The sequence below is a fragment of the Castellaniella sp. genome (assembly GCF_036379515.1).
Classification (GTDB): Bacteria; Pseudomonadota; Gammaproteobacteria; order Burkholderiales; family Burkholderiaceae_B; genus Castellaniella.
Genome location: NZ_DASVGN010000015.1, coordinates 85834 through 104724, shown reverse-complemented (window position 1 = coordinate 104724; position 18891 = coordinate 85834). Strand labels below are relative to the sequence as shown.

Here is an 18891-nt window from a genome sequence, read left to right as displayed (position 1 = left end):
ATCGATTCCTCGACCGCAATCTCGTCAAACGGGTTCATGGACATCTTCACGTTGGCCGTGTCCACCCCCGTGTGATCGGATTTCACCCGCACCTTCACGTTGAAATCTACTACCCGCTTGACCGGTACCAATACCTTCATTGAGCTAGCTCCAGAATAGAAAGAAAACGATCGATGCCTGACTGCAAGCGGTGCTCAGCACCGTACTAATATCCACCCAGTGCGCGGACATGCGCCACGGCGCTGCGCCCCAGCGCCGACAAGTCGTACCCGCCCTCGAGGAAGCTGACGATGCGCCCTTGGGCAGACTCGGCAGCCACCTCGACGAGCTGATTCGTGATCCAGGCGTAGTCGGCTTCGACCAGGCGCAAAGACCCCATGTCATCTTCACGATGGGCGTCAAAACCCGCCGACACCAGGATGATTTCGGGACGAAAACGACGCAAGGCGGGCATCCAGTGCTTTTGCACGACTTCGTGGATCACTGCACCATCCGCATACGCGTCGACCGGAACGTTGATCATGTTGGGGCCAGGGTGTTCTTCGCGTATGCCCGGGAAAAAAGGATGTTGATAGAAACTGCACATCAGAACCCGCTCTTCGTGCGCAAAGGCCTCTTCGGTACCATTGCCGTGATGCACGTCGAAATCCACGATCGCGACCCGCTCGAGGCCATAGTGGTCCAGCGCATACCGTGCCGCCACCGCAATGTTGTTGAAAAAGCAGAACCCCATCGCCTGCCCCGGCCGCGCATGATGCCCTGGCGGGCGGATCGCGCAAAATGCCGTCAGGGATTGCCCCGACAACACGCAATCCAGGGCGGTGAGCCCGGCCCCTGCTGCCACCTGGGCAGCCTCCAGGGTCGCAGGATTCATGAGGGTATCGGCATCGATGGGAAAATATCCCTGCGCCGGCACATGCTTACGCAAAAAGGCCAGATAGTCGGACGTATGCACACGCAGGAGATCCTGCTGCGTTGCTGGACGCGCCTCACAGAGACGCAAAAAATCCATGAGTCCGCTGGCAGCCAGCTGATCGGCAATTGCGTCCAGGCGCTGTGGCGATTCGGGGTGCCAGGCGCCCATCTCGTGCAGACGGCAAAGCGGATGGGTAATATAGAGCGTCTCCATAAGGGCGATTATGTTCAGACCCACCCGCATTTTGCAAGTTGCCGTTACGTCGCTTTTTCTGTCTGGATGCGCCGCCACCAGCGGCACCGGACACTCCCCCACCGCCCTGCCGGCAGGAACCGCGTCTTCAGCGTCCGGGCCCTCCTATGCAAACGGACCACAAGGCACCACGATCGGCAATTTCGTTTTGGCGGACGGGCAGCTTCAGCCTGAACTGCAGCAATTCGCACGCGAGACCGCACAATCCCAGAACATCCCGCTTACCGAGGTGACTGCGCTGCTGCGCACAGCCCGGTACAACGCACAGGCCGTGCGTCTGATGACCCCTCGCACCCCTTCGGGCCGGCTGCGCCGCGCCTGGACAAGCTACCGCAAGCGTCACGTCGACCCAATCCGTATCCGTCGAGGCGTCACATTCTGGCAAGCAAACAAGGCTTCGCTGGACGCTGCCAGCGCCCGCACGGGAGTACCACAATCCATCATTGTCGCCATTCTCGGCATCGAGACAGTCTATGGCAGCTACATGGGGGATCACCGCGTGCTGGACACCCTCACCACGCTGGGCTTTCGGTTCCCCGATCCCAAGCGTCCTGAACGCCAGCAGATGTTCCGGAATCAGCTCCGCGACCTGATCGTGCTCAACCACGAGGGCAAGGTCAACGCCTATACCCTGGAAGGTTCATTTGCCGGTGCAGTGGGGCTGCCGCAGTTCATGCCGGGCAGCATCATGCGCTACGCGGTCGACGGCAACGGCAATCCCGCAGGACACATTGATCTCGAAAACAGCCCGGCCGATGCCATTGCTTCGGTAGCCGCCTTTCTGCAGGCCCATGGCTGGGTCAGGCAAGTGCCTGTATTCGCCCCAATTCGCCTACCCGCAGATGCCGGCAATCTGGCCCAGGACGGGCTTCAGCCTCTGAGCAATTGGCCCAAATTGCAGGCTGCGGGGGCACAGGCCCTGCCCGGTTCGGGCTCGGCCTGGGAAAGCCAGCCGTTGGGCGTCATCGATTTGCAGGACGAAATCCAAAACACGAACGATTACCGTTGTGCCACACCCAATTTTTTTGCGATCACCCACTATAACCGCAGCTACTTCTACGCGGCATCGGTGGCCGATCTGGCTCACGAAATCGCGCTGCGCGTAGGATACGGCGACCCGAATCAGGTCTGAGCACTGGCGGATGCTGCGGCACTTGGCCCCGATCCGGGGCCACGCCATATCAACCGAAAACGCCTGTGGACAGATAACGGTCGTTGCGATCGCAGACGATGAACACGATGGTGGCGTCGCGCACGGTGGATGCCACCCGCAACGCAGCCACTGCTGCGCCAGCCGAAGACAAGCCGCCCGAGATGCCTTCTTCGGCAGCCAGGCGACGCGCCATGGATTCCGCCTGCTCCTGGGTGATGGGCTCAAAGGAATCAACGTTGGCAGGCTTGTAGATACTGGGCTGATAGGCCTCGGGCCACTTGCGGATGCCCGGGATGTGCGAACCTTCGGCCGGTTGAGCGCCAACGATACGCACGGCCGGATTGCGTTCACGCAAATAAGACCCGACCCCCATGATGGTGCCAGTGGTTCCCATGGCGCTCACGAAGTGCGTCACCTGACCGTCAGTTTGCGTCCAGATCTCGGGCCCGGTGCCTTCGCGGTGAGCGCGAGGATTGTCGGGGTTCGAGAACTGGTCGAGCACGATGCCCTTGCCTTCTTGCTGCATGCGCAGCGCCAGGTCGCGAGCGTATTCCATGCCGCCCTGCGAGGCCGGCGTCAGGATGAGCTTGGCACCATAGGCCTTCATGGCTGCACAACGTTCTTGCGAAGAATTGTCCGGCATGATGAGCGTCATGTGATAGCCGCGCACTGCCGCGAACATCGCCAACGCAATGCCCGTATTACCGCTGGTCGCTTCGATCAGCGTATCGCCGGGCTTGATGTCGCCTCTTAATTCAGCCTGACGAATCATGCTCGCCGCCGTGCGATCCTTGACGGACCCGGCGGGATTGTTGCCTTCGAGCTTGGCCAGGATGACGTTGCCGCGCGGAGCCCCGGCGTCCCCGGGCAGCCGCTGCAGACGCACCAGGGGAGTGGAGCCAATGATGTCTTCGATGGTGGGGTACGTTTTCATGTGCAAAATCATACACCCGGAAATCCGCTCAAAAGGGCATAAGCAGGGCCGCTTCGGACCCCGCTCGGAATAAGGTGTCCGGCTAGCGCCTCGCAGGTCTGGGTGCGACTGGAGCCGGGCTCGGACGTGCGCCTGGCGGCCCCTGGCGCGCTGACTCGCCTTGCCCCGAAACCCTCAGCCCACCGCCATCCACCGTGAGCCCCGCCGCCTGCAGACCCTGAGCACGCTTGGGGCCTATGCCACGGACCCGATCGGAAAGATCGGAAAACGAGATGTACCGCCCCCCACGATCACGCTCCTGGAGGATGATCTGCGCAGTTTTCGGGCCGATACCGCGCACGCTGCGAAGCTGCTCCAGGGTAGCCGTATTCAGATCCACAGCCCCGGCGGTCCCCGCCCAGGCCAGTGCTGCCAAGCCCGCAACGCGCAACACATGGGGCCAGCCTGAGCGCCGGGGCAACGCCACTGTTTGATGAAGAAATGGGTTCATGAGCGCACTCCTGTCAAAAGGGAAGGAGGTTTCATGATGGGACAGACGTCGGCGCGAAACGCCCGGTTCGCGTCGGATTTACCCCAGCGGGACAGTCCCGACGGACAGATCCGGGACGCCTGCCCAGTCAGGCTCCAAGCAGACGTGAATCGAGAAGCGTGCGCACGTAGGCGGCCACCCCCGTCTGTACGTCACAAAAAGGCGCCGCATAACCGGCAGCCCGCAACCGGGTGAGATCCGCCTGAGTATGGCTCTGATATCGTCCCTTGAGATCGTCCGGGAACGGCACGTAACGCAGGTGCCCGCCTGCCACCAGGCCATCGAGCGGCAAGGCCGGCAGCCCGTCGTTCAGACGCAGGGTATTGACCACCGTCTGTGCGACGTCGTTGAAGGGCTGTGCGCGGCCGGTGCCACAATTGAAGATGCCGGATATTTCTGGATGATCCAGGAAGAACAGATTGACCTTGACCACGTCGTCGACGAACACGAAATCGCGCTGCTGGCCTCCGTCGGCGTAGCCATCCCAGCCACCAAACAGGCGGACGTGCTGTTCGCGCACGTATTGATTCATATTGTGAAAGGCGACCGAGGCCATGCGCGCCTTATGCTGCTCGCGTGGTCCGTACACGTTGAAGTAGCGCAGCCCCACCACGGGGGCTTTCAGATTTTCCATGCGCCTGCGCAACACCTGATCGAATAACAGTTTGGAGTAGCCGTATACGTTCAGGGGTGCTTCGTACGCGGGGTCCTCAACGTAATAGGGCCCGGCCCCGTACACCGCGGCAGACGAGGCATACAGCAGGGGCACCTCGCGTGTCTGGCAGTATTCGAAGAGCTCAAGCGTGACACGAAAATTGTTGTCCATCATGAACTGGCCATTGCGCTCGGTGGTGTCGGAGCAAGCCCCCTGGTGCAGGACGGCATCGGGACGCGGCAGCTCACCTGACAACACGCGGCGTCTGAATTCGTCTTTATGCAGATAATCTGCAATTTTCAGATCGACCAGATTGCGGAATTTATCGCCATCTGTCAGGTCATCCACCACCAGTATGTCCTCGACACCCCGGGCATTGAGCCCACGGACCAGGTTACTGCCAATGAAGCCAGCGGCTCCTGTGACTACGATCATGACAATTCCTCTGCGGTAACGATGGAGGTACCCAGTTTTCCCACGACGATGCCGCCGGCCCGATTAGCCCAGAGCATGGCCTCATCCCAATCCATCCCCGTCGCCCGAGTGACAGCCAGTGCCGCCAGGACGGTATCGCCCGCCCCCGAAACATCGAAAACCTCTTGGGCCTGGGCGTCCGCATGCTGGCGTCCCGCTGCAGTATATAGAGTCATGCCCTGCTCGGATCGGGTGATGAGAAGCGCCTCCAGGTCCAGTTCTTCGCGCAGCGCCTGAGCCCTGCGAGTCAGATCGGCTTCGTCTTCCCAGCGCCCCACGGCGTCTTGCATTTCGCTGCGATTGGGCGTGACCAAGGTTGCGCCCCGATAACGCCGGTATTGATGTCCCTTGGGATCCACGAGGATGGGAATCTTGTGCCTTTGCGCCATCTGGATGAGAGACTCGACCTCGCCCAAGGCCCCCTTGGCGTAATCCGACAGGACGAGCAGATCGTAGGCCGACAACAGCGTTTCCAGCTCTGCAGCCAGCGCGGCCAATGCTTGAGGCCCGGGGCCGCGCTCAAAGTCGACACGCAACAATTGCTGTTGACGACCCAGTACACGCATCTTCAGGGTGGTGTCCATGCCGCTCGCGTCTTCGACCAGGCAATCGCGAATCCCGGATTCGCTGACCAGCCGACGCACCTTGGCCCCCGCCTCGTCAGCCCCCACGATTCCCAGAAGCCCTGCCTGAGCACCCAGCGCGACGATATTGCGAGCAACGTTGGCCGCTCCCCCCAGACGATCTTCGCGTCGAGCCACCCGCACCACGGGTACCGGTGCCTCGGGCGAAATGCGGTCGACCTCACCGAACCAATAGCGGTCCAGCATGATGTCCCCTACCACCAGAATCTTGGCAGCGTGCGCGGCCTGCGCGGGGTAAGGCTTCATCGGATTTCCTCCAGCCGCCTCGGACTGTATGTTTCCCAGGCATTGCAGCCTGGACACTGCCAGTAATATCGACGCGCCTCGAAGCCACACTGGCTACACGCGTAGCGGTCCAGACGCTGTGAATGCTTGTGGACCATGCTGCGCAGCAATCCCAGGTCAGCACCGGGCACCAGCGCGTCCGACGTAGGGGTTCCTTGCGCCGAATGTGCCAGCTCGATTTCAAGCAGGCGATCCAGACCTAGCAGCGACGGATGGGCCCGCAAGGCTTCACGCGCAAAGGACCACGCAGGCGCGGAACCTCGGGTGGAGCGCAAAGCGCGAAAGACTGCATCGAACAGATCCAGCGTGGGCGTACGGGCATAGTGATCCTGCAGCAGCGCGATCCCTTCGTCTTCGCGCCCCAGTGCCCGCTGGCACTGCAGCAAGTCACCCGCCACCAGCCCCGCGTATTCGGGAGCGCCCGTGAGGACATCGCGCAAATGCGCGCACTGTCCCTCGAGATCCCCACGCAAGGCACACCATTGTGCCCGCACCATCCGCACCCGGGTCTCCGACGCAGGCGAGCCCCCAGTTTGCCGGATGGCGTTCTCGGCCGCTTCCAGCGCCTGGGCGGCGTCATCCAGCGCAGGTGGCTTGGCCGCCAGGCTGGCCTGTGCTCTTTCACAGTGGTAGTGCGCCAGCTGGGGCACGGGCTCGTCGACGCGCCCCCGCAACTGCTGTACCGCCTCGATGGCGCGCGGCCAGTCGTGCTCGGATTCGTAGATCCGGATCAAGGCGCGCAAGGCATCCAGCGCATGACGCGTATGCAGCACCGCCTGAAAGCCATGCTCAGCACGATCCAGCAACCCTGCCTTGAGAAAATCCTGCGCCAGTTCGAGCTGTGCGTTTTCGCGATCAGGCAAGGGCAGATCTTCGCGCAGCAGCAGGCTCTGATGAACCCGAATGGCGCGCTCGACCTCGCCCCGCCGCCGAAAGAGGCTCCCGAGCGCGAAATGCAGTTCTGTAGTTTCAGGGTCGAGCTTGGCCACCTCGACAAAAGCGTCAATGGCCCGATCGGGCTCTTCATTGAGAAGGAAGTTCAGCCCCTTGAAATAGGAGTCAGGCAGGTTGCGGCTCTCGGAGAGCATCTGCCTGAAATCGAAACGCGCCGCCAGCCACCCCAGGCCAAACAGCACAGGGACGATGATCAACCACCAGGGTTCGAAATTCACGGGAGCCTGCGAGTTACAGTGGCGCCAGCGGCGCGGCGACTTCAGGAATCATGGGTTGCGCCGCTGGCAGAGACTGGGCTGCCGCCGCCTGTGCACGAGCAAGTTCGCGCCGCAAGCGATTGATTTCACGACGACGCTTGAGCATCGCGAGAGCGGCCACCAGCAGGCCAAAGATGAGCCCCAGCAGAAAGGCCACCAGCATCACCACGATGAGCGGAACCTGCTGCACGCCATGACCGGCAAAGAATCCTACGTCGACCGGAGCCGTGTTCTTCAAGGCAAAAAGCAGCACGATGACAAAAATCACCAGCCGCAATATCCAGACCAGGTAGCGCATCGTTTCCAGCTCCAGTTGGGAATCCCGTCATTGTACGGTGAAAAAACAGCACTTCTGCTGCCACCCGACCGTGCCGGCAAGACACCAGAAACACAATGGGCCCCGGAAGGGACCCATTGCTACGGCCAGTGTGTCCGCCCGTTCAGGCGCGGAATCGCACCTGATACAGATCCTCGGCAGTCGCCGGTTCGTCCGTATCGTTTCCACCAGGCCCCTGATCCACGCGCTCGCGAAGCTCTTTGCCAGGCTTGAAGTGCGGCACCAGCTTGGCTGGGACGTGCACTTTTTCACCCGACTTGGGGTTACGCCCCACGCGCGGCTGCCGCTGCGACAAGGAGAAGCTGCCAAAACCCCGGATCTCGATGCGCTGCCCCTGGGCCAGGGCCTCGGACATCGCATCGAGCATGGTCTTGACGGCAAAGTCCATGTCACGGGCCGCCAACTGCGGATAGCGGCCCGCCAACGCGGCAATCAGTTCGGACTTGGTCAGCCCTGACATCACTCGTCGCGCTGCTGATCAAGCTTGGCTTTCAACAGGGCGCCCAGATTGGTCGTCCCAGAGGAAGCGCTGGCTTCGGTCATGCGCTGGATGGTCTCAGCCGTCTCGGCATTGTCGCGAGCCTTGACGGAGAGCTGGATCGAGCGCGCCTTGCGATCGATGTTCACGATCATGGCTTCGACGGTGTCGCCCACATGCAGGACCGTGCTGGCGTCTTCGACTCGCCCGGCCGAGATCTCGGAGGCGCGCAGATAGCCATCGACGTCGACCGACAACGTGATCACGGCACCCTTGGGTTCGACGGACTTTACCGTACCCGAGAGGACGGCGCCCTTGTCATAGGTGGCCACGAAGTTGTTGAACGGATCACCGTCGAGCTGCTTGACGCCCAGCGAGATGCGTTCTTTGTCGGTATCAATGCCCAGAACCACGGCATCGATCTCGTCGCCCTTCTTGAAGTTGCGCACGGCTTCTTCGCCGGTCTCGGACCAGGAAATGTCGGACAGGTGCACCAGGCCATCGATACCGCCGGGCAGACCCACAAACACGCCAAAGTCGGTGATGGACTTGATCGCGCCATGGACTTTATCGCCACGCTTGAAGTTGGCTGCAAAGTCTTCCCAGGGATTGGGACGGCATTGCTTCATGCCCAGCGAAATGCGACGACGATCTTCGTCGATCTCGAGGACCATGACTTCGACTTCTTCGCCCAAGGTGACGACCTTGCGTGGATCGACGTTCTTGTTGGTCCAGTCCATTTCGGAGACGTGCACCAGGCCTTCGATGCCGGCTTCGACTTCGACGAATGCACCGTAATCGGTGAGGTTGGTGACCTTGCCGAACAGACGCGTCCCTTGCGGGTAGCGACGGCCCAGGCCGATCCAGGGGTCTTCACCCAGTTGCTTGACGCCCAGCGAAACACGGCACTTTTCCTGGTCGAACTTGAGGACCTTGGCTTCGATGTCCTGGCCCACTTGCAGCACTTCGGACGGGTGACGAACACGACGCCAGGCCATGTCGGTAATGTGCAGCAGACCGTCGATGCCACCCAGGTCGATGAACGCGCCGTAATCGGTGATGTTCTTGACCACGCCCTTGACGATGGCACCTTCGTGCAGGGTCTCGAGCAGCTTTTCGCGCTCTTCGCCCATGCTGGCCTCGAGCACGGCGCGACGCGACAACACCACGTTGTTGCGCTTGCGATCGAGCTTGATGACCTTGAATTCCATGGTCTTGCCCTCGTAGGGCGTCGTGTCCTTGACGGGACGCAGATCGACCAGAGAGCCCGGCAGGAACGCGCGGATGCCATTGGTCATCACCGTCAGGCCACCCTTCACCTTGCCGGTGATGGTACCCATGACGAGCTCGCCGGATTCCAGGGCTTGTTCGAGCTGCAGCCAGGCCGAGAGGCGTTTGGCGCGATCGCGCGACAGAATGGTGTCGCCGTAGCCGTTTTCCAGAGAGTCGATGGCAACCGAGACGAAGTCTCCGGATTGCACTTCGAGGTCACCTTGGTCGTTCAGAAATTCTTCGAGAGGGATATAGGCTTCGGACTTCAGCCCAGCGTTGACGACGACGAAATTGTGATCGACACGCACGACTTCAGCCGAGATGACCTCGCCCGAACGCATGTTCTGATCTTTGATGCTTGCGGAAAACAAGTCGGCAAAGCTTTCGCCGCCCAGTGCGGCTTCAGTGGAAAGGGTGGACATGAACAGTTAATCCATAGCGCCCCGAAAGGCGATCATGACACGCCGAGAACAGCCCCGGCGGAGTGAAAAAATCTCGCACGAAAGGCGCCAGCATAGCTGCCGGCTCCTTCAGGCGAGCCCGCGTGCAGACCAAAGGTCCAGCACCTTGGCAACGGTTTCATCGACTCCTATATGAGAAGAATCCACCGTTACGGCATCATGCGCCGCTACAAGCGGCGCATGCACCCGTTCGCGATCTCGCGCATCGCGCGCGCGAAGATCAGTTAAAAGGTCGGTCAGCTTAGCAGAAAAACCTTTCCCCATCAACTGCTTATGGCGCCTGTGGGCGCGCACCTCGACTTCGGCATCGAGAAAGATTTTCAGGGGTGCATCGGGAAAGACCACCGTACCCATATCGCGCCCGTCGGCCACCAACCCAGGGGCACGGCGAAAGTCGCGCTGGCGCGCCAGCAGTGCTACTCGTACGGCAGGCCAGGCGGCCACGCGTGAGGCGAGATTTCCCACCGTCTCTTCGCGGATGATCTCGGTGACGTCTTCGGAACCCATGCGGATGACTCCGGACTCAAATCGCACATCCAGCGCCCGCGCGAGGCCGGCTGCCTGGGCTTCATCGGCACCATCTCCGCCCACGCGCAGCACGCACAAGGCCGTGAGCCGATACAGGGCGCCACTGTCGAGAGCGTGCCAACCCAACGCCTGCGCCACCCGCTGGGCGATCGTTCCCTTGCCGGAAGCCGTAGGCCCGTCGATCGTGATGACGGGTGCCAAAATTTCACCGCCCATGCCGAAACCCTTCAGTACACGTCAGCACCGCAACAGGCGCTGAAAATCGTCGAAATACTCCGGATACGTCTTGGCCACGCAACCCGGGTCCTGAATCGAGAGGCTCACACCGCCAAACGCCGCCAGCGAGAAACACATGGCCATTCGGTGATCATCATAGGTGTGAATCTCCGCCTCGCGCCATTGGCCTGCCGCCAGAGGATGAACCGTGAGGCTGTCGTCCGTGGCCTCGACCTGCGCGCCCAGGCGCGCGAGTTCTGCCTGCATGGCCGCCAGGCGATCTGTTTCCTTGACACGCCAGCTCGCGATGTTGCGCAAGCGACAGGGGCCGTCCGCATACAGGGCCAGCACGGCAGCGGTCATCGCAGCGTCTGGAATCAGATTGAAGTCGAGATCGAATGCCTTCAGACGGGCTCCCTCGGAGACCGGGCGCCCTCGTACCACCAGCGCGTGTGCTTCGCGCTGCACGTCCGCCCCCATGGCCTCGACCACCTCGGCGAAGGCAATGTCGCCCTGGATGCTGTCGCCACCTACCCCTTCGATCCGCACCGGCCCACCCGCCAGGGCACCCAGGCCCAAAAAATACGAGGCCGAAGACGCATCGCCTTCAACGCGATAGGAACCTGGGCTGTGATAGCAAGAATCGGCCGAGACAATAAATCGCTCCCAGCCTTCTTGCCGCACGACCACAGCGAAGCGCCGCATGAGGTTGAGCGTAATCTGAATGTACGGCCGAGAAATCAGCGGGCCATCGAGCTCGATGCGTACATCGCGCCTCTGGCTGCGGGCGGCCAGTGGCGCGGCCATGAGCAGGGCCGTCAGGAACTGGCTCGAGACGGACCCCCGCACCCGCACCGGATGGGAGAGATCCAGCTGACCTTGAGCGATGCGCAGCGGCGGATACCCTTCATTGCCTTCGTAGGCCAGCACACAGCCCATGGAGCGTAGCGCGTCAACCAGGTCGCCAATGGGCCGCTCATGCATCCGGGGAACCCCCGACAGCCGATAAGCCCCCCCCATGCACGCCAGCACGGCCGTCAAAGGCCGGAAGGCCGTCCCTGCATTCCCGAGGAAAAGGTCAGCCTCAGTGTGCGGCCAGCGTGCCGAGCCGGTCACCTGCAACTGCTTGTCGGCACGTGTGCCCAGGGCAACGCCCAGCTTCTGCAACGCCGCAATCATGACTCGCGTGTCGTCGGAATTCAGCAAGCCTGAGAGATGCGTAGTGCCTGCGGACAAGGCGGCCAGCAGAAGCGCCCGATTGGAAATGCTCTTGGAACCTGGCAAAACCACGGTGCCGGCTGCGTGGGTCGCTGGAGCCAGCTTCAATGTGGGACTGGTCATGTGCGGCCGCTCCGGCCGCCCCAGAATCGACGGGCCAACGCCGCCTGCTCAAGCTGGCTTTCCAGGCCAGCAGGGTCAGTATCCCCTTCGAGCGTGGCCCGCAACCCCTGCAACGCGCTCATGAAATCATCGAGTTCGTGCAACACTGCCTCACGATTGGAGAGAAAAATATCGCGCCAGACCTCAGCTGAGCCCGCTGCGATCCGGGTAAAGTCACGAAACCCTGTCCCGGCCAGGTTGAGGCGCGCGTCCGCATCGGACGACCGCGCCACCTGCGCCATATAGGCTGCCGCCAGAAAATGCGGCACATGGCTGACCGAGGCCAAAGCCCGGTCGTGCGCGGCGGGGTCCATGAGTTGCACCCGCCCGCCACAGGCTTCCCAGACACGAATCAGACGATGCAGATCTTGACCCGGTGTCCCTTCGAAAGGTGTGAGCACGACCTTTCGGCCGTGGTAGAGCATGGGATCTGCGGCCTCCGGCCCGGTCATTTCAGACCCTGCAATGGGGTGGCCCGGAATGAACTGGAGATATTTGTCGCCCAGAAGCGTCTGCGCCAAGCGCGCGACATCCACCTTGGTGCTCCCGGCGTCGGTAATCAAGGTTCCAGGTCGCAGCACAGGTGCCAAGGCCTTCAGGGCGCCCGGCATGGCTCCGACGGGGGTCGCCAGCAGGATCACGTCGGCCCGCGCTGCTGCCTGCTCATGGGTCACGACCTCGTCGATCAGGCCGAGCTCGCGCGCCCGCTGCAGCGAAGCGGGATTCCGGCCTACCCCCAACACGGTTCCCACCTGCCCCACTCGACGCAGCCCGGCCGCGAAAGAACCGCCAATGAGCCCTATGCCGACCACGGCCAGCACGGGGACCAGGGGGGCATGGGGCTCGGTCATGCAGCCAGAATTTCTGAAAGAGCCTGCAACAGCTGTGCGTTTTCGGCAGGCAAACCGATCGTGACCCGCAGATGCTCGGGCAAGCCATCGCCCACTACGGGCCGCACGATGATGCCGCGGTGCAGCAGCGCCGTGTTCACCTTGGCTGCGTCGCCCACACGCACCAGCACAAAGTTGGTGTGGCTGGGCACGTACTCGAGGCCAAGCCTGGCAAAGCCTTCTTCGAGCTGCGAACGCCCCTCGAGGTTGAGCGCATAAGTCTGCGCAAGAAAATCCGTGTCTTTCAGGGCCTCCCGCGCCGACAACTGTGCCAGGACACTGACGTTGAAGGGTTGGCGCACCCGGTTGAGCAGATCTGTGACGGCCGGCTGCGCCAAGGCGTAGCCCACCCTCAGGCCCGCCAAGCCATACGCTTTGGAAAAGGTCCGCGTGACGATGAGGTGCGGGAATTCACGCACCCACTGCGCATAGTCGGCGCGCTCGGACGGGTGCAGGTATTCGTCGTAAGCCACGTCCAGCAGCACCGTCACCCGGGTACCATGCCGCGCACCGACCTGAGCGAGGAAGTTTTTTACCTCGGAAGCCTGAACATGCGTCCCTGTGGGATTGTTGGGATTGGCGAGAAATACCAGCCGGGTGTCCTCGGCAATGGCGTCCAGCATGGCCGGCAGATCATGGCCGTAATTTTTTGTGGGAACCTTGATGTGGCGTGCGCCGCGCGCCTGCGTGCTGAGCCTGTACACCATGAAGGCGTGATCGGAATACACCGCTGACGTGCCCTCGTCCAGTAATGCCAGGGAGGCGAGCTCCAGCAGATCATTCGAGCCGTTGCCCAGCGTGACCCAACTGACAGGCACCCCGTGCGCTGCCGAAAGGTCGGACTTCAGATCAAAGCCATTGGCATCGGGGTAACGTCCTTGCAGTGAAGCGGCCGCCTGGACCAGAGCATCGCGCACGCGTGCCGAGCACCCCAAGGGGTTTTCGTTGGATGCCAGCTTGATGATGTGTGCGGGGTCGAGCCCGAATTCACGTGCAAGCTCTTCGATAGGCTTGCCTGCCTGATAAGGGGCAATCGCCTGGATATGTGCCGGAGCGAAAGTCTGTCGCATGAATGGATCTCTTATTGCCTTATTGCCTTATTGCCGGGGATAGGAACCAAGCACCTTGAAGAACGCAACCTGCTGGCGCAGCTCGCTGAGCGCTTCGCCGACAGCCGCATCTTCGCGGTGCCCCAGCAGATCGACATAAAAATAGTATTCCCACTGACCCGTCCGGGCCGGACGCGACTCGAATCGCGTCATCGACACCCCGTGGGCAGACAGCGGAGCCAACATCTCGTAGACCGCTCCGGCTCGATTGGGCACCGCCAGGATCAGGCTGGTCTTGTCATAGCCGGTAGGGCCCGTATCCTGCGCGCCGACGGCCAGGAAACGCGTCTGATTCTGCGGGTCATCCTGGATGCCACTGGCCACTGCGCTCAGCCCCCAGGCCGAGGCCGCTGCGTCTCCGGCGATCGCGGCACAGCTGGGGTCCTCGGACGCAACCCGGGCAGCTTCCGCGTTGCTGGCGACCGGAATCCGCTCCAGACGCGGATGATGGCGGCTCAGCCAAGCCTGGCACTGAGCCAGCGCTTGCGGATGCCCCAAGACCTTGGAGACGTTCTCGAGCCCACCCGTGCGCGTAAGCAGATTATGGTGGATACGGATCGTGCGTTCGCCCAGCACCTTGAGCGACGAATTGAGCAGCAGATCGAGGCTGCGGTTGACTGCGCCTTCAGTGGAATTTTCGACGGGCACCATACCCACGTCTGCTTGCCCTGCTTCGACGGCGCGGAAGACTTCATCGAAAGACTCGCAGCGCAATCCATTGATGGCATGGCCAAAATGGTCGAACGCCGCTTGCTCGGAAAACGACCCTCGCGGCCCCAGAAAAGCCACCGTCAGGACGCTTTCGAGCCCCCGACAGGTGGAAATGATCTGGGTCCAGATGGCGGCAATCGCAGCCTCCGGGATCGGCCCGTAATTGGCCTGCTGCAGGCGGCGAATGATGGCCGCCTCGCGTTCGGGCTTCAGCACCGGACCTTCGGTATCCAGGCGCTTTTTGATGTCGCCCACCTGCAGCGCCGCCTGAGCCCGCTGGTTGAGCAGCGTCAGGATCTGTTCATCGAGCGCGTCAATGCGTTCACGCAGCGGCGCCAACTGAGCCTGCAGCGTGTCCTCAGCCATGGCGAGCCTCGAAATCGCGCATGAAGTCGATGAGTGCGGCTACACCTTCGTAGGGCATCGCGTTGTAGATCGAGGCACGCATGCCGCCGACGGACTTATGCCCTTTCAGGGCCAGGAGCCCTGCCGCTTCGGTCTCGGCCAAGAAGATTGCATTCAAGGCGTCTTCGCGGAGCTGGAAGGGTACGTTCATGCGCGAACGGCGAGCCGGATGAATGCGATTCTGGTACAGATCGGAGCTGTCGATGTAACCATAGAGCGCCTGCGATTTGCGGGCACTGGCGGCATCCATCGCTGCCACGCCGCCTTGGCGCAACAGCCACTTGAACACCAGGCCCGCCATATAAATGGCGTAGGTGGGCGGTGTGTTGAACATGGACTGAGCCTTGGCCACGTTGCCGTAGTCGAACACCGACGGGCAGCCAGGCAAGGCATGCCCGAGCATATCCTTGCGCACGAAAGCCAGTGTGACACCGGCCGGCCCCGCGTTCTTCTGGGCCCCGCCATACACCAGGCCAAGGCGTGAAAAATCGATGGGACGAGACAGAATGTTGGAGGACATGTCGGCCACCAGCGGAACATCCGGTGCCCCCAAAGCGGCCATGTCCGGCATCACAGGTTGCTCGACTCCGCCAATGGTCTCGTTGGCACACAGGTGGAGATAGGCCGCGTCAGGCCGCACGTGCCACTGGGACACGTCGGGCAGCCAGCACCAGGGGCCATAAGTATGCCCGTCGATCTCGGCCGACCCTTCGGCCGTCGCAGCCACGGCCACATCGCCATACCGCTGGGCCTCGGCGTATGACTTCTTGGCCCAATGCCCGCTGAGCACGTAATCTGCCCGCCCCAGGCCGCCCCGACCTATGAGATTCATGGGCACGATGGCGTTCTGCGCCGTGGCACCGCCCTGCATGAACAAGACTTCGAACGTATCAGGCACCGCCAGCAACTCGCGAAGGTCGGCTTCGGCCGCATCGCGGATGGAGCCGTATTGCTTGCTGCGGTGGCTCATTTCCATGACTGAGGTACCGCTGCCATGCCAGTCACACATCTCGGCCGCAGCTTGCTGCAGGACTTCGAGCGGCAAGGTCGACGGGCCAGCCGCGAAATTCCAGGGGCGATTCATGAAGGGTCTCGGTTGTCTGGTTGATCAGTATCGTTATCAGAAGCCGCGTCGTCACCCGAGGCGGCGCCTTCGGGGGTGGCCCCATCCGGACCCGCCTGTGAATCCGCCGCGTCTTCAGCGTCGTCTGCGTCGCTTTCAGCCACGCGGCGCACGCCAGAAAGCAGGCTGTCCTCATCCACGTTGATGAGCGTCACCCCTTGCGTCGCCCGACCCATTTCGCGAATCTCGGATACGCGCGTCCGCACCAGAACGCCCGAGGTGGTGATCAGCATGATTTCGTCTTCAGGCTGCACCAGCACCGCAGCAACGACCTTGCCGTTGCGCGCCGTCGTCTGGATGGCAATCATGCCTTTGGTACCCCGACCATGGCGCGTGTATTCCACAATGGAGGTGCGCTTGCCATAGCCATTGGCCGTTGCCGTCAGCACGCTCTGCGATTCATCTTGTGCCACCAGCAGCGCAATCACAGCCTGGCCGTCTTCAAGCGACATCCCACGCACGCCCCGTGCCGTGCGCCCCATGGGCCGCACGTCGTTTTCGTCGAAGCGCACCGCCTTGCCGGCATCCGAGAACAGCATGACGTCGTGCTGGCCATCGGTGAGCTCGGCGCCAATCAGGAAGTCGCCATCATCCAGCCCGACGGCGATGATGCCCGCCTTGCGAGGATTGGAGAAATCCGAAAGCGGGGTTTTCTTCACCGTGCCGCGAGACGTGGCCATGAAGATATAGTGATCGTCAGTAAACGCCTTGACCGACAACACCACAGTGATGGTTTCACCATCGACCAGGGGGAACATGTTCACGATGGGTCGCCCACGAGAGTTGCGCGAGCCCTGCGGGACTTCCCAGACCTTGAGCCAATAGACCCGTCCACGATCCGAGAAACACAGCAGGTAGTCGTGGGTATTCGCGATGAACAACTGGTCGATCCAGTCGTCTTCTTTGGTGGCCGTAGCCTGTTTTCCGCGGCCACCCCGCTTCTGTGCCCGATACTCGGACAGCGGCTGGCTCTTGATGTAGCCACTGCGCGAAAGCGTCACCACCATATCCATGGGCGTGATGAGGTCTTCGGTTTCGAGTTCGGTAGCGTTAAATTCGATTTCTGAGCGACGGGGATCTTTGGCTGGGTCGGAGAATTCGGCCCGCACGGACTGAAGCTCGTCTGCGATGATAGTGGTGATGCGCTCGGGCCGCGCCAGAATGTCGAGCAAATCGGCGATCGTGTCCATGACTTCGCGGTATTCGCCGACGATCTTGTCCTGCTCCAGCCCGGTGAGGCGCTGCAGCCGCATGTTCAGGATTTCTTGCGCCTGGACTTCGGACAAACGATAGTGGCCATCCGCCTGCAGGCCGAAGTGCGCCTCAAGACCCTCGGGGCGGTAGGCGTCACGGCCACCCGAGGCAATGTTGGCATCCGCACGAACCAGCATTTCGCGCACCAGGGACGAATCCCAGGCGCGCGCCATGAGCTCTTCGCGCGCTACGGGCGGGGTCGGAGCCGCCTTGATGATGGCGATGAAATCGTCGATGTTGGCCAAGGCGACGGCCAGGCCTTCCAGCACGTGCCCCCGCTCCCGCGCCTTGCGCAACTGGAAGATGGTGCGCCGCGTGACGACTTCACGTCGGTGCTGCAGGAAGTACTCGACCATCTGCTTCAGGTTGAGCAGGCGGGGCTGGCCGTTGACCAGCGCCACCATGTTCATGCCAAAGGTTTCTTGCAGCTGGGTATTCTTGTATAGATTGTTGAGGACGACTTCAGGGACTTCGCCGCGTTTGAGCTCGATCACCAGACGCATGCCGTCTTTGTCAGACTCGTCGCGAATATCGGAAATGCCGTCGATCTTCTTTTCGTTGACCAGCTCAGCAATGCGTTCCTGCAGCGATTTCTTGTTGACCTGATAGGGGATGGCATCGACCACGATGGCTTCGCGATTGCCGTGCGGCAAGTCTTCGAAGTGCACCTTGGCCCGCATGACGACCCGGCCGCGCCCGGTGCGGTAGCCTTCGCGCACACCCACCATGCCGTAAATGATGCCGCCCGTAGGAAAATCCGGGGCCGGGATGCGCTCGATCAGGTCGTCGACCGTGCATTCGGGATGACGTAGGCAATACAGGCAGCCTTCGACGACTTCGGACAGATTGTGAGGCGGGATGTTGGTGGCCATCCCCACGGCAATACCTGCGCTGCCGTTGACCAGCAGATTGGGCAGCCGCGACGGCAACAGCAGCGGTTCCTGTTCGCTGCCGTCGTAGTTGGGGCCGAAATCGACGGTTTCCTGGTCAATGTCGGCGAGCAATTCATGTGCGATCTTGGCCAAACGGACTTCCGTGTAGCGCATGGCGGCCGCGTTGTCGCCGTCGACCGAGCCAAAGTTGCCCTGCCCGTCGACCAGCATGTAGCGCAGTGAGAAATCCTGGGCCATCCGCACGATGGTGTCGTAGACGGCCGTGTCGCCGTGTGGGTGGTACTTACCGATGACGTCACCCACGATACGCGCTGACTTCTTATAGGCGCGATTCCAGTCGTTGTTGAGCTCGTGCATGGCAAACAGCACACGCCGGTGCACCGGCTTCAACCCGTCGCGCACATCCGGCAAAGCCCGCCCCACGATGACGCTCATGGCGTAATCCAGGTAACTGCGCCGCATTTCGTCTTCTAGAGAAATGGGCAGGGTCTCTTTGGCAAAGGAATCCATATGGCGTATTCGCAACCTTAAGGCATCAATTCAGACAGCCGCCCTCCCGATAAGCAGAGACGACGACCAGCCAATGATTCTATCATTGCGGTGCAAGTGCCAGTGGCACGCGCGCCACGGAGGGTCAAATCGGTCGCGAGGGCCTGGCGTTGCAAAAATCCCACAGCCTGTCCCATGATCCGCCGGAAATCGTACCAAGTGCACGCACCAATGGATTTATGCTTAACCGCCCGTAGAAAAATGTCTTAAGATTTCGCCTAACACGCATGAA

17 protein-coding genes and 1 pseudogene are annotated in these 18891 nt (G+C 61.7%); 1 reads left to right on the top strand and 17 read right to left on the bottom strand.

All coding sequences use genetic code 11. From position 1 onward, the window contains the following. Together VF285_RS05440 and VF285_RS05435 are read right to left on the bottom strand one after the other, a co-directional pair. Nucleotides 1-140 (bottom strand): annotated as a pseudogene (locus VF285_RS05440) (electron transfer flavoprotein subunit beta/FixA family protein); the annotation flags it as partial. A 65-nt stretch (nt 141-205) separates the two neighbouring features. After that, nucleotides 206-1129, bottom strand: coding sequence for a histone deacetylase family protein (locus VF285_RS05435; protein WP_346951609.1), 924 nt, complete (start codon nt 1127-1129; stop codon nt 206-208). 10 nt (nt 1130-1139) lie between these two features. Between VF285_RS05435 and mltB the strand changes: the two genes are divergently transcribed. Next, on the top strand, nt 1140-2300 hold the full coding sequence (mltB, locus tag VF285_RS05430) for a lytic murein transglycosylase B (protein ID WP_346951608.1): 1161 nt from the start codon (nt 1140-1142) through the stop codon (nt 2298-2300). A gap of 49 nt (nt 2301-2349) precedes the next feature. Here mltB and cysM read toward each other — a convergent pair whose 3' ends face one another. The 15 genes from cysM to gyrA form a co-directional block, all read right to left on the bottom strand. Next, the gene (gene cysM, locus VF285_RS05425) at nt 2350-3261 is read right to left on the bottom strand and encodes a cysteine synthase CysM (RefSeq protein ID WP_346951612.1); all 912 of its coding nucleotides are present in this window, start codon (nt 3259-3261) and stop codon (nt 2350-2352) included. Nucleotides 3262-3337: 76 nt separating this feature from the next. Next, on the bottom strand, nt 3338-3745 hold the full coding sequence (locus VF285_RS05420; protein ID WP_346951607.1) for a helix-hairpin-helix domain-containing protein: 408 nt from the start codon (nt 3743-3745) through the stop codon (nt 3338-3340). Nucleotides 3746-3872: 127 nt separating this feature from the next. After that, on the bottom strand, nt 3873-4874 hold the full coding sequence (gene rfaD, locus VF285_RS05415) for an ADP-glyceromanno-heptose 6-epimerase (RefSeq protein WP_346951606.1): 1002 nt from the start codon (nt 4872-4874) through the stop codon (nt 3873-3875). Further along, nucleotides 4871-5803, bottom strand: a complete 933-nt coding sequence (rfaE1, locus tag VF285_RS05410; protein ID WP_346951605.1) for a D-glycero-beta-D-manno-heptose-7-phosphate kinase — start codon at nt 5801-5803, stop codon at nt 4871-4873. The genes rfaD and rfaE1 overlap by 4 nt, the downstream gene beginning before the upstream one ends. Next, complete coding sequence (gene lapB, locus VF285_RS05405) at nt 5800-7014, bottom strand: lipopolysaccharide assembly protein LapB (RefSeq protein ID WP_346951604.1); 1215 nt, start codon at nt 7012-7014, stop codon at nt 5800-5802. Before lapB ends, rfaE1 begins: the two co-directional genes overlap by 4 nt. Before the next feature lie 13 nt (nt 7015-7027). Then, nucleotides 7028-7351 (bottom strand): lipopolysaccharide assembly protein LapA domain-containing protein, encoded by a 324-nt coding sequence (locus tag VF285_RS05400; RefSeq protein WP_346951603.1) that lies wholly within the window; start codon nt 7349-7351, stop codon nt 7028-7030. 142 nt (nt 7352-7493) lie between these two features. Then, nucleotides 7494-7841 (bottom strand): integration host factor subunit beta, encoded by a 348-nt coding sequence (locus VF285_RS05395; RefSeq protein WP_346951611.1) that lies wholly within the window; start codon nt 7839-7841, stop codon nt 7494-7496. An 8-nt stretch (nt 7842-7849) separates the two neighbouring features. Next, a complete protein-coding gene (rpsA, locus tag VF285_RS05390) occupies nt 7850-9562 on the bottom strand; it encodes a 30S ribosomal protein S1 (RefSeq protein WP_346951602.1) in 1713 nt (570 codons plus the stop codon). Nucleotides 9563-9670: 108 nt separating this feature from the next. Beyond that, complete coding sequence (gene cmk / locus VF285_RS05385; RefSeq protein ID WP_346951601.1) at nt 9671-10345, bottom strand: (d)CMP kinase; 675 nt, start codon at nt 10343-10345, stop codon at nt 9671-9673. A 21-nt stretch (nt 10346-10366) separates the two neighbouring features. Beyond that, nucleotides 10367-11686 carry a 3-phosphoshikimate 1-carboxyvinyltransferase gene (gene aroA / locus VF285_RS05380; protein WP_346951600.1) on the bottom strand — a complete coding sequence of 440 codons (1320 nt, stop codon included), beginning with the start codon at nt 11684-11686 and terminating at the stop codon, nt 10367-10369. Next, a complete protein-coding gene (locus VF285_RS05375) occupies nt 11683-12576 on the bottom strand; it encodes a prephenate dehydrogenase (protein ID WP_346951599.1) in 894 nt (297 codons plus the stop codon). The genes aroA and VF285_RS05375 overlap by 4 nt, the downstream gene beginning before the upstream one ends. Further along, the gene (hisC, locus tag VF285_RS05370) at nt 12573-13685 is read right to left on the bottom strand and encodes a histidinol-phosphate transaminase (RefSeq protein ID WP_346951598.1); all 1113 of its coding nucleotides are present in this window, start codon (nt 13683-13685) and stop codon (nt 12573-12575) included. Before hisC ends, VF285_RS05375 begins: the two co-directional genes overlap by 4 nt. 27 nt (nt 13686-13712) lie before the next feature. Continuing rightward, the gene (gene pheA, locus VF285_RS05365) at nt 13713-14801 is read right to left on the bottom strand and encodes a prephenate dehydratase (RefSeq protein WP_346951597.1); all 1089 of its coding nucleotides are present in this window, start codon (nt 14799-14801) and stop codon (nt 13713-13715) included. Then, nucleotides 14794-15924 (bottom strand): 3-phosphoserine/phosphohydroxythreonine transaminase, encoded by a 1131-nt coding sequence (gene serC, locus VF285_RS05360; RefSeq protein ID WP_346951596.1) that lies wholly within the window; start codon nt 15922-15924, stop codon nt 14794-14796. The genes pheA and serC overlap by 8 nt, the downstream gene beginning before the upstream one ends. Next, entirely contained in the window at nt 15921-18620 is a 2700-nt protein-coding gene (gene gyrA, locus VF285_RS05355) for a DNA gyrase subunit A (RefSeq protein WP_346951595.1), read from the bottom strand. Before gyrA ends, serC begins: the two co-directional genes overlap by 4 nt. Between the last annotated feature and the right edge of the window lie 271 nt (nt 18621-18891).

What these genes read in the sequence shown, in the direction of transcription:
- VF285_RS05435 (WP_346951609.1), bottom strand. Translation starts at nt 1,129, where the DNA reads ATGGAGACGCTCTATATTACCCATCCGCTTTGCCGTCTGCACGAGATG.
- mltB (WP_346951608.1), top strand. Translation starts at nt 1,140, where the DNA reads ATGTTCAGACCCACCCGCATTTTGCAAGTTGCCGTTACGTCGCTTTTT.
- VF285_RS05420 (WP_346951607.1), bottom strand. Translation starts at nt 3,745, where the DNA reads ATGAACCCATTTCTTCATCAAACAGTGGCGTTGCCCCGGCGCTCAGGC.
- rfaD (WP_346951606.1), bottom strand. Translation starts at nt 4,874, where the DNA reads ATGATCGTAGTCACAGGAGCCGCTGGCTTCATTGGCAGTAACCTGGTC.
- rfaE1 (WP_346951605.1), bottom strand. Translation starts at nt 5,803, where the DNA reads ATGAAGCCTTACCCCGCGCAGGCCGCGCACGCTGCCAAGATTCTGGTG.
- VF285_RS05400 (WP_346951603.1), bottom strand. Translation starts at nt 7,351, where the DNA reads ATGCGCTACCTGGTCTGGATATTGCGGCTGGTGATTTTTGTCATCGTG.
- rpsA (WP_346951602.1), bottom strand. Translation starts at nt 9,562, where the DNA reads ATGTCCACCCTTTCCACTGAAGCCGCACTGGGCGGCGAAAGCTTTGCC.
- cmk (WP_346951601.1), bottom strand. Translation starts at nt 10,345, where the DNA reads ATGGGCGGTGAAATTTTGGCACCCGTCATCACGATCGACGGGCCTACG.
- aroA (WP_346951600.1), bottom strand. Translation starts at nt 11,686, where the DNA reads ATGACCAGTCCCACATTGAAGCTGGCTCCAGCGACCCACGCAGCCGGC.
- VF285_RS05375 (WP_346951599.1), bottom strand. Translation starts at nt 12,576, where the DNA reads ATGACCGAGCCCCATGCCCCCCTGGTCCCCGTGCTGGCCGTGGTCGGC.
- hisC (WP_346951598.1), bottom strand. Translation starts at nt 13,685, where the DNA reads ATGCGACAGACTTTCGCTCCGGCACATATCCAGGCGATTGCCCCTTAT.
- pheA (WP_346951597.1), bottom strand. Translation starts at nt 14,801, where the DNA reads ATGGCTGAGGACACGCTGCAGGCTCAGTTGGCGCCGCTGCGTGAACGC.
- serC (WP_346951596.1), bottom strand. Translation starts at nt 15,924, where the DNA reads ATGAATCGCCCCTGGAATTTCGCGGCTGGCCCGTCGACCTTGCCGCTC.
- gyrA (WP_346951595.1), bottom strand. Translation starts at nt 18,620, where the DNA reads ATGGATTCCTTTGCCAAAGAGACCCTGCCCATTTCTCTAGAAGACGAA.